16 protein-coding genes are annotated in these 12,145 nt (G+C 57.4%); 8 read left to right on the top strand and 8 right to left on the bottom strand.

The genetic code is table 11. From position 1 onward, the window contains the following. Positions 1-120 precede the first annotated feature (120 nt). Together L0U82_RS39650 and L0U82_RS39645 are read right to left on the bottom strand one after the other, a co-directional pair. A complete protein-coding gene (locus L0U82_RS39650) occupies positions 121-429 on the bottom strand; it encodes a HigA family addiction module antitoxin (protein ID WP_233839486.1) in 309 nt (102 codons plus the stop codon). Between the two features lie 300 nt (positions 430-729). Further along, entirely contained in the window at positions 730-1,485 is a 756-nt protein-coding gene (locus L0U82_RS39645) for a replication initiation protein (protein WP_233839485.1), read from the bottom strand. A gap of 657 nt (positions 1,486-2,142) precedes the next feature. On the opposite strand from L0U82_RS39645, the gene L0U82_RS39640 reads away from it, so the two are divergent. From L0U82_RS39640 to L0U82_RS39620, 5 genes are all read left to right on the top strand, one after another. Beyond that, a complete protein-coding gene (locus L0U82_RS39640) occupies positions 2,143-2,772 on the top strand; it encodes a ParA family protein (RefSeq protein WP_233839483.1) in 630 nt (209 codons plus the stop codon). 3 nt (positions 2,773-2,775) lie between these two features. Further along, positions 2,776-3,060 carry a hypothetical protein gene (locus L0U82_RS39635; protein WP_233839482.1) on the top strand — a complete coding sequence of 95 codons (285 nt, stop codon included), beginning with the start codon at positions 2,776-2,778 and terminating at the stop codon, positions 3,058-3,060. A gap of 508 nt (positions 3,061-3,568) precedes the next feature. Then, on the top strand, positions 3,569-4,855 hold the full coding sequence (locus L0U82_RS39630) for a hypothetical protein (RefSeq protein ID WP_233839481.1): 1,287 nt from the start codon (positions 3,569-3,571) through the stop codon (positions 4,853-4,855). 330 nt (positions 4,856-5,185) lie between these two features. Next, positions 5,186-5,572, top strand: coding sequence for a hypothetical protein (locus L0U82_RS39625; protein WP_233839480.1), 387 nt, complete (start codon positions 5,186-5,188; stop codon positions 5,570-5,572). Between the two features lie 215 nt (positions 5,573-5,787). Further along, complete coding sequence (locus L0U82_RS39620) at positions 5,788-5,988, top strand: hypothetical protein (RefSeq protein WP_233839479.1); 201 nt, start codon at positions 5,788-5,790, stop codon at positions 5,986-5,988. A 27-nt stretch (positions 5,989-6,015) separates the two neighbouring features. Here L0U82_RS39620 and L0U82_RS39615 read toward each other — a convergent pair whose 3' ends face one another. From L0U82_RS39615 to L0U82_RS39595, 5 genes are all read right to left on the bottom strand, one after another. Continuing rightward, the gene (locus L0U82_RS39615; protein ID WP_233839478.1) at positions 6,016-6,972 is read right to left on the bottom strand and encodes a tyrosine-type recombinase/integrase; all 957 of its coding nucleotides are present in this window, start codon (positions 6,970-6,972) and stop codon (positions 6,016-6,018) included. Between the two features lie 2 nt (positions 6,973-6,974). Then, positions 6,975-7,799 carry a TIR domain-containing protein gene (locus L0U82_RS39610; protein ID WP_233839472.1) on the bottom strand — a complete coding sequence of 275 codons (825 nt, stop codon included), beginning with the start codon at positions 7,797-7,799 and terminating at the stop codon, positions 6,975-6,977. Between the two features lie 120 nt (positions 7,800-7,919). Continuing rightward, complete coding sequence (locus tag L0U82_RS39605) at positions 7,920-8,156, bottom strand: hypothetical protein (RefSeq protein ID WP_233839470.1); 237 nt, start codon at positions 8,154-8,156, stop codon at positions 7,920-7,922. A gap of 125 nt (positions 8,157-8,281) precedes the next feature. Further along, positions 8,282-8,836, bottom strand: a complete 555-nt coding sequence (locus tag L0U82_RS39600; RefSeq protein ID WP_233839469.1) for a hypothetical protein — start codon at positions 8,834-8,836, stop codon at positions 8,282-8,284. A gap of 7 nt (positions 8,837-8,843) precedes the next feature. Then, positions 8,844-9,077, bottom strand: coding sequence for a ribbon-helix-helix protein, CopG family (locus tag L0U82_RS39595; RefSeq protein ID WP_233839467.1), 234 nt, complete (start codon positions 9,075-9,077; stop codon positions 8,844-8,846). Positions 9,078-9,372: 295 nt separating this feature from the next. Here L0U82_RS39595 and L0U82_RS39590 point away from each other — a divergent pair, with 295 nt between their 5' ends. The 3 genes from L0U82_RS39590 (at position 9,373) to L0U82_RS39580 (ending at position 11,278) form a co-directional block, all read left to right on the top strand. Next, complete coding sequence (locus L0U82_RS39590) at positions 9,373-10,167, top strand: hypothetical protein (RefSeq protein WP_233839466.1); 795 nt, start codon at positions 9,373-9,375, stop codon at positions 10,165-10,167. Between the two features lie 341 nt (positions 10,168-10,508). Then, a complete protein-coding gene (locus L0U82_RS39585; protein WP_233839464.1) occupies positions 10,509-10,736 on the top strand; it encodes a hypothetical protein in 228 nt (75 codons plus the stop codon). Between the two features lie 2 nt (positions 10,737-10,738). Continuing rightward, on the top strand, positions 10,739-11,278 hold the full coding sequence (locus L0U82_RS39580) for a 3'-5' exoribonuclease (RefSeq protein WP_233839463.1): 540 nt from the start codon (positions 10,739-10,741) through the stop codon (positions 11,276-11,278). 163 nt (positions 11,279-11,441) lie between these two features. Here L0U82_RS39580 and L0U82_RS40065 read toward each other — a convergent pair whose 3' ends face one another. Beyond that, positions 11,442-11,615, bottom strand: a complete 174-nt coding sequence (locus L0U82_RS40065) for a plasmid mobilization protein (protein WP_442793730.1) — start codon at positions 11,613-11,615, stop codon at positions 11,442-11,444. Positions 11,616-12,145 lie beyond the last annotated feature (530 nt).

Here is a 12,145-nt window from a genome sequence, read left to right as displayed (position 1 = left end):
TCAAAGGCCCAGCGATCGGCGATGCGCCACGCGGCCAGATGATAAGGATGGCGACGCAGCGCGGACAGCGTTTCCGGCGCAAGGACGCGTGACGCAATGGCCAGCGGTGGCGAATTGCCTTCAAGCATGACGACTGTTCTCCGTGAGGGGTTTGATGCCCAGCGTGCCCAGCTTGTTGCGGGCCGCCTGTAGATCCCATTGCATCTGCAAAGCCAGCCAGAACTCCGGCGTTGTGTCCGGAAATCCTGCCGCCAACCGCAGTGCCATTTCGGGACTCACCCCAAACCGTCCGTTCAGCAGCTCGGACAGACATTTGCGGGTGACGCCCAGCGCTTGGGCCGTCGCTGTCACCGACAGCTTTAGCGCTTCCATCTTGGGTCGCACCTGTTCGCCCGGGTGACGGCAATCACAATCAGAAATGACGTTCATTCGGTTCCCGTCTATATATGTGTAACGTTACACGTTACAAAAATAGCGTCAAGCAGTATCGTGTTCCCTCCGCGAGAAGCAGACGATAACAGGGATGCAGCACCTAGCGGAACGCCATACGGGCCAGTGGCCGACACGTACGGCTCGGGTAGCCAGAGTGCATAATAGCTATCTAGCAGCTAGATAGCTAAAACTCATTTTCGGGAACGTGCGCCGCTCCTATAAATAGCCTTGACCAGATGACGCTGGGCGTAAGCCTTTACGCTGATGACGGTCCAGTCTTGCGGGAAACTCGATGGCTCAAAATAACAGCGTGCCTTGCGGATCGGGCGCGAACTCGAAGCGCAGACCAGTGACCTTGCGGCCGGACTTCACAGGCTCCCACTCTACAATTAACCCGTTTTTTTCGCGCAATTCCTTCACTGCAGGCTCAATGACGCGCTCGCGGAGTGCTTTGAAGTTTGCTCTGTAGGTTGGGCTTGCGTCCATTGCGTCTTGGAACTCGGTGATTGTCGGCGTCCACCGGCCCGCGCCCTGCCATGACTTCAGGCACTCGAAAATACGCCATGAATAGATTGAACGGAACGCGGCTGCGTGCTTCAGCTTGTAGGTAGTGAATTCCTTCCGCAAACCGAAAAGGAATGGCACCAAGTCAGGATGCCAGCGAACCTCTACCGAACCTTCGCCTTTTGCATATTTTCCGGTAATGACCCAGCTTCGAACCTCACGCACGGTTCCACGTCTCGTCTGCGTTTCAGTGACGACCTTTGGCTGTTGGAGTGCTTCGGCCCCGGACTGCAATTGCTCATACGCCGTATCCAACGTTACTGCAAATGTCTCTGCGTATTCCATCGCGGACAGTTTCACAGTTTGCATTCGCTCATCCATAAGTCCGCGCGCGTCGGTGCTATCGGTCTTCGCCAGTGCTGCGGCGATGAATCGCTTCTCAGGCAAGCTCAGCCCGTGCGCGGCCCGTGTTACGGCATTCGCCATTGTTACCTGACGATTAGATAGGGACGTTTGGCTGTTTGGCTTCGCGGTCAGCGTCTTCTTCATTGGAACAGGTTCCCGGTTATTGGCACGCTTTACGATTGTGTTCCAATTGACGCAATGGAACAAGTAGCCTCTAACGTTCCATGGCTATCTTTTCCAGGATACTGTTTCTTTTCAGCGATAGCATTGCGATTCATGTCCGCGCTCACGCACTGACAGACGTTGTTGACCCCGCGCGAAGCGCGTTTGTTTGACTGGATTGGCTGTTTTTGTAGTCGTTAGTGACGGGCGGAGCCCGCACTTATTGAGGTTCTCAGCTTGTTTCGACTGCAGACGCGCTCGTTTTAAATACGTTTTCCCGTTTTACTTCGTTTTAGATATGAGCGGATCCTTGTTGGGCGTGGCTTTGATGAGTGCTATTGGCACAGCGGTCCGGTTCTATTGGCACAGCGGCCCGGTTAAATGGCACAGCGGCCCGGTCTATGGCACAGCGGCCCGGTTCTATCCACATGTCTATTGGCACAGCGGCCCGGTTCTTATCCAAAGACATGCTCTCTGCCTCTTCCGTACGGCGTCCCACGGGCACTGCTTATCCAGCCTATGTTGCTACAGCCGTCGCCAACCATGCGCGAAAACCGACAGGGCTTTAATACTAGATAGCTTCTATCTAGCTGCTAGTTATTGTCTATCATGCCACTACCTTAACCATCGGGGAATCGTATGGCGTCGGTTATTGCATTCGTTAGCCAGAAGGGCGGCGTTGGAAAAAGTACTCTCTCGCGGGCCCTGGCTCGAGAAGCGGCAGCGGGTGGCTTGAAAACGAAAGTGGCGGATCTGGACACGCAGCAGGGAACGTCCGTCGACTGGCACCGCACGCGAATGGATGCCGGCATTGAGCCGGTCGTGTCCGTGGAATCGTTCAGGACCGCAGCTCAGGCACTGGCTGTGGCAGAACACTTCGATATTCTGATTCTCGACGGGCCAGCGAGAACCAGCCAAGCGACCCTAGACATTGCGCGGGCGGCTAATCTCGTCGTGCAGCCTACTGGCGCTTCTCTGGATGACCTGCGACCCGCGGTGCGTGAGTTCCACGCGCTTATCAAGGCAGGCATCCCACGCGAACGTCTGACGTTTGCTCTAAACCGGATCGGTACCGACGCAGAGGAAGCGGATGCGCGAGCGTACCTAGTTGAGGCGGGCTATTCCGTGCTGGCTGGCTGCCTTGTTGAACGCCCGGCATACCGGAAGGCACAGAACGGCGGTCACGCGGTCACAGAGACGCGCTACACGGCGCTAAACACTCGTGCCGATGCCCTGATTCAATCCCTGATAGACCGCGTAACGGAGTAGTTCATGGCCGATATGTCCAAACTCAAGCGGCGCACACTGCCAGCCCCTCCCCCGCCTGAAGAGGCGAGTCCGAACCTGCGGGCACCGGAACATGCGCCCGCCACACATCCTAGCGGCCACATGCGGATAGACGGTCGATCGCTGCGTCGGTCAAACCGCACCGTGCAGTTCGCCACGCGCGTGACCCCGGAGTTTGACGAGCGCATACGGGCTATTGCCGAGCGTGAGGGACTGTTGCTGGTGGAAGTGATGGAGCGGGCACTTGAAGTGTATGAGGCTGCTAGATAACAGCTATCTAGCAGCTAGATATATTCAATTCATCATAGAGTGCTCTTCGCGCTCGTTAAGGTCGAGGCGCTTTGCGACCCCAAATCAAGTGGCGTCGAGATCACTGTATAAAAACACATATCACCATAAATTTGTACTACAATTGGTATTAGCAATCATAAAAAACACCATATATTGTGGTTTTTTGATGGCCCGGAAATCGACCGCGCTCCGGACGGGATGATCTGTTGCACTTCCCGCAAAGTCGCAGCTCGCCCAAACCTATGGAGGTTTATATGGGCATGAAACCGGGCCAGAACACTGGCAACCAAGGCGGTATTTTTCGAGAGCAGGGACCCCGGGGCGGTCTACGGGATAACTACACAACAGTACCGGAACATCGGCCGTTGCCACCCACGTCCAAGCCGAACAGTACGTGGGTACCAGTCAAGCGAACGCCCCACGGGCACCGCTGAGGCAGTGAGAGGGGCGTCGTCCAGACACCCCTCTTTTCTTTTTGGGACTGAGAATGCAAGAACATGATCCTGAAAGCGCCGGTGAGCCGCGCGGCCCGAGTTCCTTTTGTATCCCCAAAGCGGCGCTTGCCGCATTAATCGAAAACAAGGCCAGTGCGTACGAGATCTGCGCGTATCTGACGCTTGCCCGGTATACCGACATTACTGGCCGCCTTTCGTCTGCCTCTGTGAAAGCGGTTAACACCGCCACAGGCGGCAACAAAACCACCATCAAGCGAGCGATCGCACGACTTCAAACCATGCGCGTGCGTCGCCAGGGATTGCAGACCGGGAAGAAGTCGGCGCCTGTCATCGATTGCGGACCAATCGTATGGTCGAGGGATGCGTGGTCCAACGACACGGGCGAGATTTTTCCTGACGGCCCGGTTGATCGCGCCAAGATCCGCTACGTATTGCCCGACTTCGACGAACCGCTCGAAGAACGCGTATGGTTCGGTGCAAGCCTAGTTAGCGGCATCAATGGGTTTTTGCCGCTCAAGGAGCTGAAGAATGCTGGCGACATTGCCGCGCGACTGCTCTTGTTGCTGTACCAAGCTAACGCCATGGATGCATGGGGTGGAATTGATCCTCATGAGGGGCCGTGGGAGCGCTATGAACCCGTTGCCGATGATGTGCACCTTCGTGGTGACGCACGACTGATTCGGTCAAAACGTGCGGGAACTGTAGCCAGCGGTGGCCAGAACAGCATCTTTGGGCGCGCTTGGGGTGAAAGGGTAAGCGCCGATTGGTGGGATAAGCACAAGGAAGCAGGCGGTCCATGCTGGCGTGCGCTTGAGGCGCTGCAGTCGGGCGGACTTATTTACGAAATGGTGATGGTTCTCAACCGGGATGCGAAAAAGCAGCACTTCGCCGGCGGCGAACAGTACAGCGCAATACCGCAAGAAGCCGAACCTTATTACGAGCTCGATTGCCGCAGCCAGCACGGATACAAGCCGGCAGGCGAGGAGGGGATCGGCAGCGCTACCGCGCGCACGGCCGGGGACTGTGGTTCTCCGATTGCAACCGAGGGCGGACATCTTGACGGTACCTACGCAGCCATCGTACCTCGTGGGTATGGCGCAATGATTGCCGGCATATACCGGCTGCGCTTCCGGGTCGCCAATCCAAAGAATGTCGGTGTCAAGGATGCATGGGCCCGCATCGGTGACAATAACCGCTCCGCGTTCGAGCGGGTTCAACGGATCAGGCAGGCGAACAAGCTCGATCTGCTACCTGCAGCGTGGGGCGCTGAGCGCAAGATAACAAAGGTCATCATCGAGCCCGAAACATCGCCAGCTTGAGAACACGTAGGCGCCTGTGGATAACTCTTCCTTGAAGCCACGACGTACCCTTCAATGCTTTTCAATACCTTCAATGATCCTCAATCGCTTCAATAAAGGGAAAAGGATAGGAAGTTATAGACCGGCGCAGCAGCAACGTTGAACGCCAAGAGAGAGGAAAGATCTGACCTCCACCAGTCGCCCCACAAACGACCTGCCCCAAGAAACGGGAAACGACCGCTTGGTACAGGAGGGCAGGGTTACAACCTGGCCATCCTTTTTCGGCCGGCTGCGCTGCGTCACAAAATACGCCCTTGTCGGGCATATACCATACGATTAAGAGGATGAGATATGACTGACCTTGTTTCTTCGATTCAACTATCGATCGAGATCGTCAAAAAGCTCCGCGATCTGAACGACAAACTGAAAGACGCTGATTTCAAGATGCTGCTGGCCGATCTACAAGGCGAACTAGCAGATGCAAAGCTCGAGGTGGTCGCGCTCAAAGAGAAGATGGCTGACCTACTGACTAAAAACGCAGATCTGACAACTAAGCTGGAAGCGCGCACGTCTGAGCAGCCTGAGCCAATGGACGGTGGGTATAAGTTGGGCGACAAAGGCCCATATTGCATCGCCTGTTTTGAGAAGGAAGGCAAAAAGATCCTGCTACCACGGGCGCAAAGCCTCCATGCCCATTTTGGCAATTATTTTTGCCCCGTCTGCAAGAACCACAGCTAAGGGGGAGAAAAAGGAAACGTGCAAATGAAAAAACCGGCCTAGGTGACCAGTTTTTCAGAAAAATTCCGCAGTGGAGAGGAGGAGCATCGAACTCCCGACCTTCGCATTGCGAAAAGCTCCCTGATAAACCGTGGCGGGGCACGGGGAGCAACTATTTTCTGCTCATCAGTCCGTGCGGTGTTCGCCTACCATGCGTCAACCATCTGGAGATCATTATGGGCACCTACCGGGACCTGCAGCTGCTGGTCAAACGCACCCATAACCGAGTCATGCAGTCGTGCTGGATTGCTGACGTGAAGGCAGAGAATGGACTGCCAATGCGCAGATCCCGCCGTGGCAAGCCACGCGTGAAGCCGTGCCCGGATCAATGGCGTCCGGTGATCGAGGACGCGATGCGCAAGCTGGGATGGATGTAAGCGTAGCCTGAAGCGGCAAACGGATGGTCAGAGATGGATCCGCTCCACCTCGTCCAGGGTGAGGTCATCGCGACGCCGGTCATAGAGCTGCGTGGTACGCGTCGACGCATGGTTCGCCATCGCCGCGGCGTTCTCGAGCGTGCCGCCATTCTTCAGGTAGGCGGTGATGCCAGTCGCGCGGAACGTGTGGTTGCCGATGGCCGTGCCAATGCCGGCCGCGAGTGCGCGACGTCGCACCATCGCATAGGCGTTCGCCTGCGGCAGCGGCGTACCGCTTAGCTGCCCGGTGCCGCGCCCGATCGTGCGGAACAGCGGCCCCTTCGGGTCGCTGGCGATGCCGGTGCCGTCGAGATACGCATGCAGATACGCCTCGAGCGTGTGGTGGCACGGCATCGCGTGCACCTTGCCGCCCTTTTCGTGCAGCCGCACCCACAGGCGCCGGTTCTGCACGTAGACGTCGTCGACGCGCATCGCGAGCGCCGCGCCCACCCGCGCGAACGAAAACACCATCAGCGCAATCAGCGCCCGGTCCCGCAGCCCGATCGGCGTGGTCACATCGATGCTGTCGAGCAGCTGCCGCGCCTCGGTCGTCTCGAGCACCGGCGTGGCGCCGGTGCGGGCTGAATGCGCAGGCCCGCGCACCGACGCGGCCGGATTGTGCGGGACGATCTGGCCGGTGACGAGCCAGTCGAACAGGTGGCGGATCGCCGCGAGCTGCTGCTTGACGGTCGGCGCCGAATGGGTCTGCGTCTGCAGCTCGATCCACGCGGCCACATGCAGCGGCTGCAGGGCGGCGATCGACGGCACGCCGGCGCCGGCGCACCAGGCGAGAAAATCCCCCGCCGCCCGCCCATACGCACGCCGCGTGTGCGGATTGCGGATCGCCGATGCGAAAAATTCGAGAAAACGGATACCCGCACGCTCGCCTGCAGCAACGACAAGCGTTGGTACGGATAGAGCATCGAACACGACGAGCTGGCCCACGACTAAAACGCCTTGTTCAGATCGACATCGTGGCCAGCTGCCTTGAGCTCTTTGGCCAAGGACAGTTTCCAGCCGTTTCCGTCGTCCATCTTTTCCCAGACGACGCCGGCGAAATCACTGGGAATGTCGACATCGCCGCGTTTGAGCGCGCAGACTTTGTCCCGACCAAGCTTGCCAATGAAGTAGCCCAGCTCGAGCAGCACGTTCTGCCGCGCCCGTGGCCTCAGTTCGTCTTCCTTGACGCTGCGGCCTACGTCGTCTGGCGTCAACAGGACGACGGCGAATCTCACATTGCCTTGCGCCTCGATCTTTTCGATGACCGTGCGCCCCTGGTTGGCCTGTTCGTGCAGGATGATCGCCTCGAAGCCGATCTTTTCTAGAAAACGTGCGACCGCTTCCCGGGCGCCATCGTCGTGACCGTGAACCACGAATACGCGGCGGGAAAGAGTCGTCGAAGGAAAAATCTGCTCCGGTGCTACATGCTTGGCGTCCTCGATATCTTCGCGAAGCGCTCGCTGTGCGTCCTGCAAAAGCGCCACGGAACGCACGCAATTTTCTCGGACCTCTTGCCGGAAATAAAACTCATTGCTGTAGCTTTTGGACTTTAAAGGCCTCAGTGCGGTCGCCGGCTTGTAGCGTCGATACGCCGTAGTCTCCTTGCCGAAACATCGCTCAAGCGTGTCCGCGATTGCCGCCGACAGTGCAGCCAGTTCAGGAGGCATGATTTCGTTCTTTAGAGCCTGGACATCGAGTGATGTAAGCGCGTCGATTCGTTCCTGCAGGCGTCCGATCCCGCGCTCGATGACTTCAGGTGAACGAGTGGGCATGGTCTATCTCTTTATATGTGATAAAGGACATTATCATATATAAAAACTCAACTCATGCACCGGCCTATGCATACTTAACACAGGCGGGCGGATCCGCCCGCGGTCTGCTACTTCTTCGTTCTATTTTTTGGCCTGAGCATAGACAATCAGCTGCCACTCAATCGGGCCAAGGCCTGGTGCATGTTGATGGTGATTCTGGGGCGGTAGTGTGTGCCCTTTAGCGATGGCGATTTCATGCCCACAGGCAACACAGCGGTAGATCCCGGCGTTGTAGGCTTCACTGCCTGGTGCATATCGTTTGTCATATACGTCACTCTGCCCTTCTTTCAAAAATTTCTGATACTTGTATTGAGCCATTTTTATCTCCGTCAGTAGCGCGCGGGCACAGGTGAAACCCTTCTCGACATGCCAGAGCCTGAAGATGGGCAGCCTTCATACACATGACCCAGTAGTCGTCTGGTCATGATGAGCCGGCGGGGATTCTAGCTTTCCTGTTTCTGCGAACCAAAGTAAAAACCCGTGGCGGCAGAAACTAGCGTAAGAAGAGGAGTCAGAATCAATTCCACCAGTGATTTGAAGTCGTCAAAGGTGGGAGGTTTTTCCCTTGCCAGTAACGATCCGAAGCCTAAGGCTGTCGCTACTAACAACCCTGTCAACAGTGCCAGCAGCCAGTACGCGATCGTGCTTCGCGCCTCATCGTGATGGCGCTTCGAGTCGAAGGAAAATGCGATCAGTGATGCCGGCGTGGGATCGCTCGCGTCAAGCACTCTAGCGTACTCGGGAGCTGCCTGAGGCGACGGGCCCCCATTAGCGGCGTCTACTCCCGCAGGAGCTTCGGCGCTGGGGTGAGGTGGTACGGCAGACGGCGCGGGCTCCGGATCATTTTCGCCGAGATCATCTTTGCCTTGGGAGGACGTCTGCGCATTGGTGGTATCCGCTCCTGCAGGAGACTCGCCGCTGGGCTGGGTGGATACGACGGACGCGGGCTCCGAATTATTCCCAGCAAGATTGTTATTTTCGTCGTCTGTCGTACCCATAAGACCTCTATCTTAAAAAGACCAGCTCCCTCAGCTTGCCGTCCTCCTCAAGGAGAACCTTGCTGCCATCGCTGCGCTTACGCTGCAAAAACGATTCAGTACTAATCGCACGCCGGACCGCCTCGGAAAGGCTAATACCCTGCGTGCGGGCAAGATCCTCAAGCGCCTGAGCGACATCTGGAGCGAGGTCAGCGTTCAAGCGGACCTTCTTTGCACTGCGACCCGTGTCGGTTGCGTTCATGATCTATCCCTCATATATTACACAAAAACCACTCAGATTCCTGAGTACTGAAATTTAGATCATCTGCCGGCGCAAAAAATTTCAGGATGCGCGCGCTCCACGGGAGCACGGATAACCTTGGAAACTCGCAGAACAATGAGCACATGGAGCACAAGAGTTCATGTAAGTTATTGATTTTTAACACACAGACTACAACATACATTGCATTTCAGACGTTCATAGTAAGATATGCGATGTGTGTTAAATTCTATAATCCGTAATATGTTGCACCAAGAAGCGACTTAGGCAAGCAAAAATGGCTGAAACTGCACCAAAAAAGATTCCAAGAAAGGCCGGGGAGAAGCGCAAGTACCTGCGTGATCGCATGTGGCCTGACGTTCCCGAGTCCAAGCTCTGGTTGCGCAGCAGGCGAGTGGGGTTCACGACGCTGCCGCGAACGATGCCGTTGATTGCGAGAATCCTGAATCTGCTCTCAGACAAGGGGTTTCCGCTGTCAGATACGTATCTGACCCTCTGGTGTTGGGTCTTCGATGAAGCGTTTCTCGAGATCCGCAACCCCCGGGAATTCGCGTTTGAATCCGGGTTTGGGGGACCACGGGCCGAGGCAACGTGGAACGGGAGAATGAAGCGGCTTGAGGAGCTGGGCTTCATTCGTTCGAAGGTGGGGCCATCAGGAGATTTTGCTTATGTGCTCCTGTTGAACCCAATTCAGGTCATCGATGAGATCTATAAGACCCGTGCCCATGACCAGTACTACACAGCCTTGCTTAGCAGGCTGATACAAATTGGTGCTGATGATCTGGAGCCTGAAGAGGAAACTCCGGCGGGGGTTGGCGTTTTCGCGACTCCCGGAGCCGTTCTGCCCTCTTTGGTTGCACTGTCAGGCCTGCCTCCCTTTGGTCCTTTACCGTCACCTGCAGCTGCTGGAACGCCGCCAGGGACTGAGGTAACGCTACCTCCCCCTGTACATCTGGTTGCGCCGTCGGTGCCGTTAGGCCCTGCTGTGCCTTCTGCCCTTCCAAGCGCCCCAACGTCGGCGGTGCCCAGCGCATGGCCGGGTACGCCAGATCCGTCTAAAAAGACGCCATAAACTCGCCGACGTTGGGGCGCTTAACATAACGTCTGTTCCCGATCGGTGACGTTTTTGGCCCGCGTACCGGCTTCACTTGAGAGGCATTCGCGGCGAAGGTACATTTGCAGCGACCGCAATATCTTGGCCGATGCGTTGCATGGTGCCGCACTGTTTGATTTGGGCCGGAATCCAGTACGCGCGGCAGGAACTGCCCGGTGTCCGGGTTGACCTGCTGACGCCAGAAGATGTTTCTGTGAAGTTCCGGGCTAGGATACTCGCTGAAGCCTTGCCGGCATAAGTCGGGCCGCTTCGCGTCACCTTTCGCCGGCCCCCTGCCTTTTAGCACTCGGGACAGAACCATGACAGTAACCGAACTGATTGCAGCCCTTGGCCGACTCCCAGCCGATGCGCGAGTTGTCCTGCCGCACTTTCACGGCGGCTTTGTCGATGTGGTGTCGGTACATCCGGAACCCGTTCGGCGCACAGTCGCTGAGACGATGGCCGATGCCGCGTACGAAGGGGCCGACCCATTGGCCGAAGCCCCGTTCGCGCCCGATGAAACGGCAATCGTGATCGACAGTGAGTAACCATGCTGCTGTTTCTCGACACCGAATACACGGGCCTTGGCCAGTCACGGCCGAGGCTCATCAGCCTCGCGCTGGTGGCCGAAGATGGCCTGCGCGAATTCTATGCCGAGCTGGCCGACACTTGGACGCCCGATGACTGTACGCCGTTCGTGCAGCGTGAAGTGCTGCCGCTGCTCGCCGGCCCGCGCATGCCCCGAGCTGAAGCAGGTACCGGGCTGCGCGCGTGGCTCTCGGATGCACCGCGCGCCGTTCAGGTCGCGTGCGACTCGGAAACCGACTGGCGTTTCCTGCTCGATCTGTTGGGTACGCCGTGGCCGGCGAATCTGGCCAATTGCTACTTTGACCTGCGGCCATTGATCGACACGACAATTTACGATCGCACCGTGGCCGCGTACTACCGGACAGACGCCCGTGAGCACCACGCGCTGGCCGACGCACGCGCTTACCGGCGTGGCTGGCTCGCGTGGATGGACGCCCGAAAACCGGCCCAACCTGAACGCGCTTTCAAGGAGAATCTGCCGCGCATAAGGATTAGGCGTTAATGCGTTCGCCCTTGCTTTGCCAGACGCGGTTAATCGCCGAGCAGACAGCCCGCATGGTCTGGTCCATCGTGGCCGCGGACGGCACGCCATCGCCGGCCGCTACACCTATCAAATCAATGTCGCGTGGATCGCCTTCAGTTCATCCGCGCACTCGCGCAGCAGGTTAATCGCATCGACGTTGTCCCGCCGACGGCCGAGCGGCGAGGCCTGCGCGTGTGAGGTATTCCGTCACGGTCAACGTCCGGTTCCTCGCTTTTTCCTCAATTACGGCCTTGTCCTCCGCCGTCATGCGGAGGCAGACCGACACAGTCTTTTGAGCCTTACCCGGTTCTGACATTTCTGTCTTGTTGAAGTACGGGTCTCGGGGCGAAGCCCTGAGTTCAAGGGAAAGGACAAAAGCGCGAAGGGGGCCGTAGGCCACCGAGTGTTTTGGCCAGTGTATATACGCGACGAGTCGCGTATATACATTCCCTATCCTGTCCTCAAGATACCTCGCAAAACAGTGGAAGATTCAGTGGAACCTGGAGTGGATGCTCGCGTTGATTTTCTCGGGAATCATTGGGTCAATGAAAAAGTTGATCATCGCGAGGCAAGCTCCGGCGACCATTCAGGCAACCTGACTGGCGGCGACCAGAAGATCGAGGCTCGCGTACACGCTTGGATGGACTGACCCGTCGGCACATTGAAGGACATTACAGACGAAGCTCGATGCCACGCTGCAAAAGAATTTCCGTGGGCGACATCCCCGCACGCTGTTCTTCTACCGAGTCGAGCAGCGCAGCATGTTCGAGCTGCTGCTGTTCCAGTAGCCGGATCAGCACGAAAATTTCGCCCTTGGCTTCGAGCGCACGCAGACTCTCAGGCTGG

It is taken from the genome of Paraburkholderia sp. ZP32-5 (assembly GCF_021390495.1).
Classification (GTDB): domain Bacteria; phylum Pseudomonadota; class Gammaproteobacteria; order Burkholderiales; family Burkholderiaceae; genus Paraburkholderia.
Note: the sequence above shows the minus strand (reverse complement) of the source record. Positions and strands in the feature narration are given on the sequence as shown.

Excerpts from the sequence above, each read along its gene's own strand:
- L0U82_RS39650 (WP_233839486.1), bottom strand. The coding sequence starts at position 429 with ATGAACGTCATTTCTGATTGTGATTGCCGTCACCCGGGCGAACAGGTG.
- L0U82_RS39645 (WP_233839485.1), bottom strand. The coding sequence starts at position 1,485 with ATGAAGAAGACGCTGACCGCGAAGCCAAACAGCCAAACGTCCCTATCT.
- L0U82_RS39640 (WP_233839483.1), top strand. The coding sequence starts at position 2,143 with ATGGCGTCGGTTATTGCATTCGTTAGCCAGAAGGGCGGCGTTGGAAAA.
- L0U82_RS39635 (WP_233839482.1), top strand. The coding sequence starts at position 2,776 with ATGGCCGATATGTCCAAACTCAAGCGGCGCACACTGCCAGCCCCTCCC.
- L0U82_RS39630 (WP_233839481.1), top strand. The coding sequence starts at position 3,569 with ATGCAAGAACATGATCCTGAAAGCGCCGGTGAGCCGCGCGGCCCGAGT.
- L0U82_RS39625 (WP_233839480.1), top strand. The coding sequence starts at position 5,186 with ATGACTGACCTTGTTTCTTCGATTCAACTATCGATCGAGATCGTCAAA.
- L0U82_RS39620 (WP_233839479.1), top strand. The coding sequence starts at position 5,788 with ATGGGCACCTACCGGGACCTGCAGCTGCTGGTCAAACGCACCCATAAC.
- L0U82_RS39610 (WP_233839472.1), bottom strand. The coding sequence starts at position 7,799 with ATGCCCACTCGTTCACCTGAAGTCATCGAGCGCGGGATCGGACGCCTG.
- L0U82_RS39605 (WP_233839470.1), bottom strand. The coding sequence starts at position 8,156 with ATGGCTCAATACAAGTATCAGAAATTTTTGAAAGAAGGGCAGAGTGAC.
- L0U82_RS39600 (WP_233839469.1), bottom strand. The coding sequence starts at position 8,836 with ATGGGTACGACAGACGACGAAAATAACAATCTTGCTGGGAATAATTCG.
- L0U82_RS39595 (WP_233839467.1), bottom strand. The coding sequence starts at position 9,077 with ATGAACGCAACCGACACGGGTCGCAGTGCAAAGAAGGTCCGCTTGAAC.
- L0U82_RS39590 (WP_233839466.1), top strand. The coding sequence starts at position 9,373 with ATGGCTGAAACTGCACCAAAAAAGATTCCAAGAAAGGCCGGGGAGAAG.
- L0U82_RS39585 (WP_233839464.1), top strand. The coding sequence starts at position 10,509 with ATGACAGTAACCGAACTGATTGCAGCCCTTGGCCGACTCCCAGCCGAT.
- L0U82_RS39580 (WP_233839463.1), top strand. The coding sequence starts at position 10,739 with ATGCTGCTGTTTCTCGACACCGAATACACGGGCCTTGGCCAGTCACGG.
- L0U82_RS40065 (WP_442793730.1), bottom strand. The coding sequence starts at position 11,615 with ATGTCAGAACCGGGTAAGGCTCAAAAGACTGTGTCGGTCTGCCTCCGC.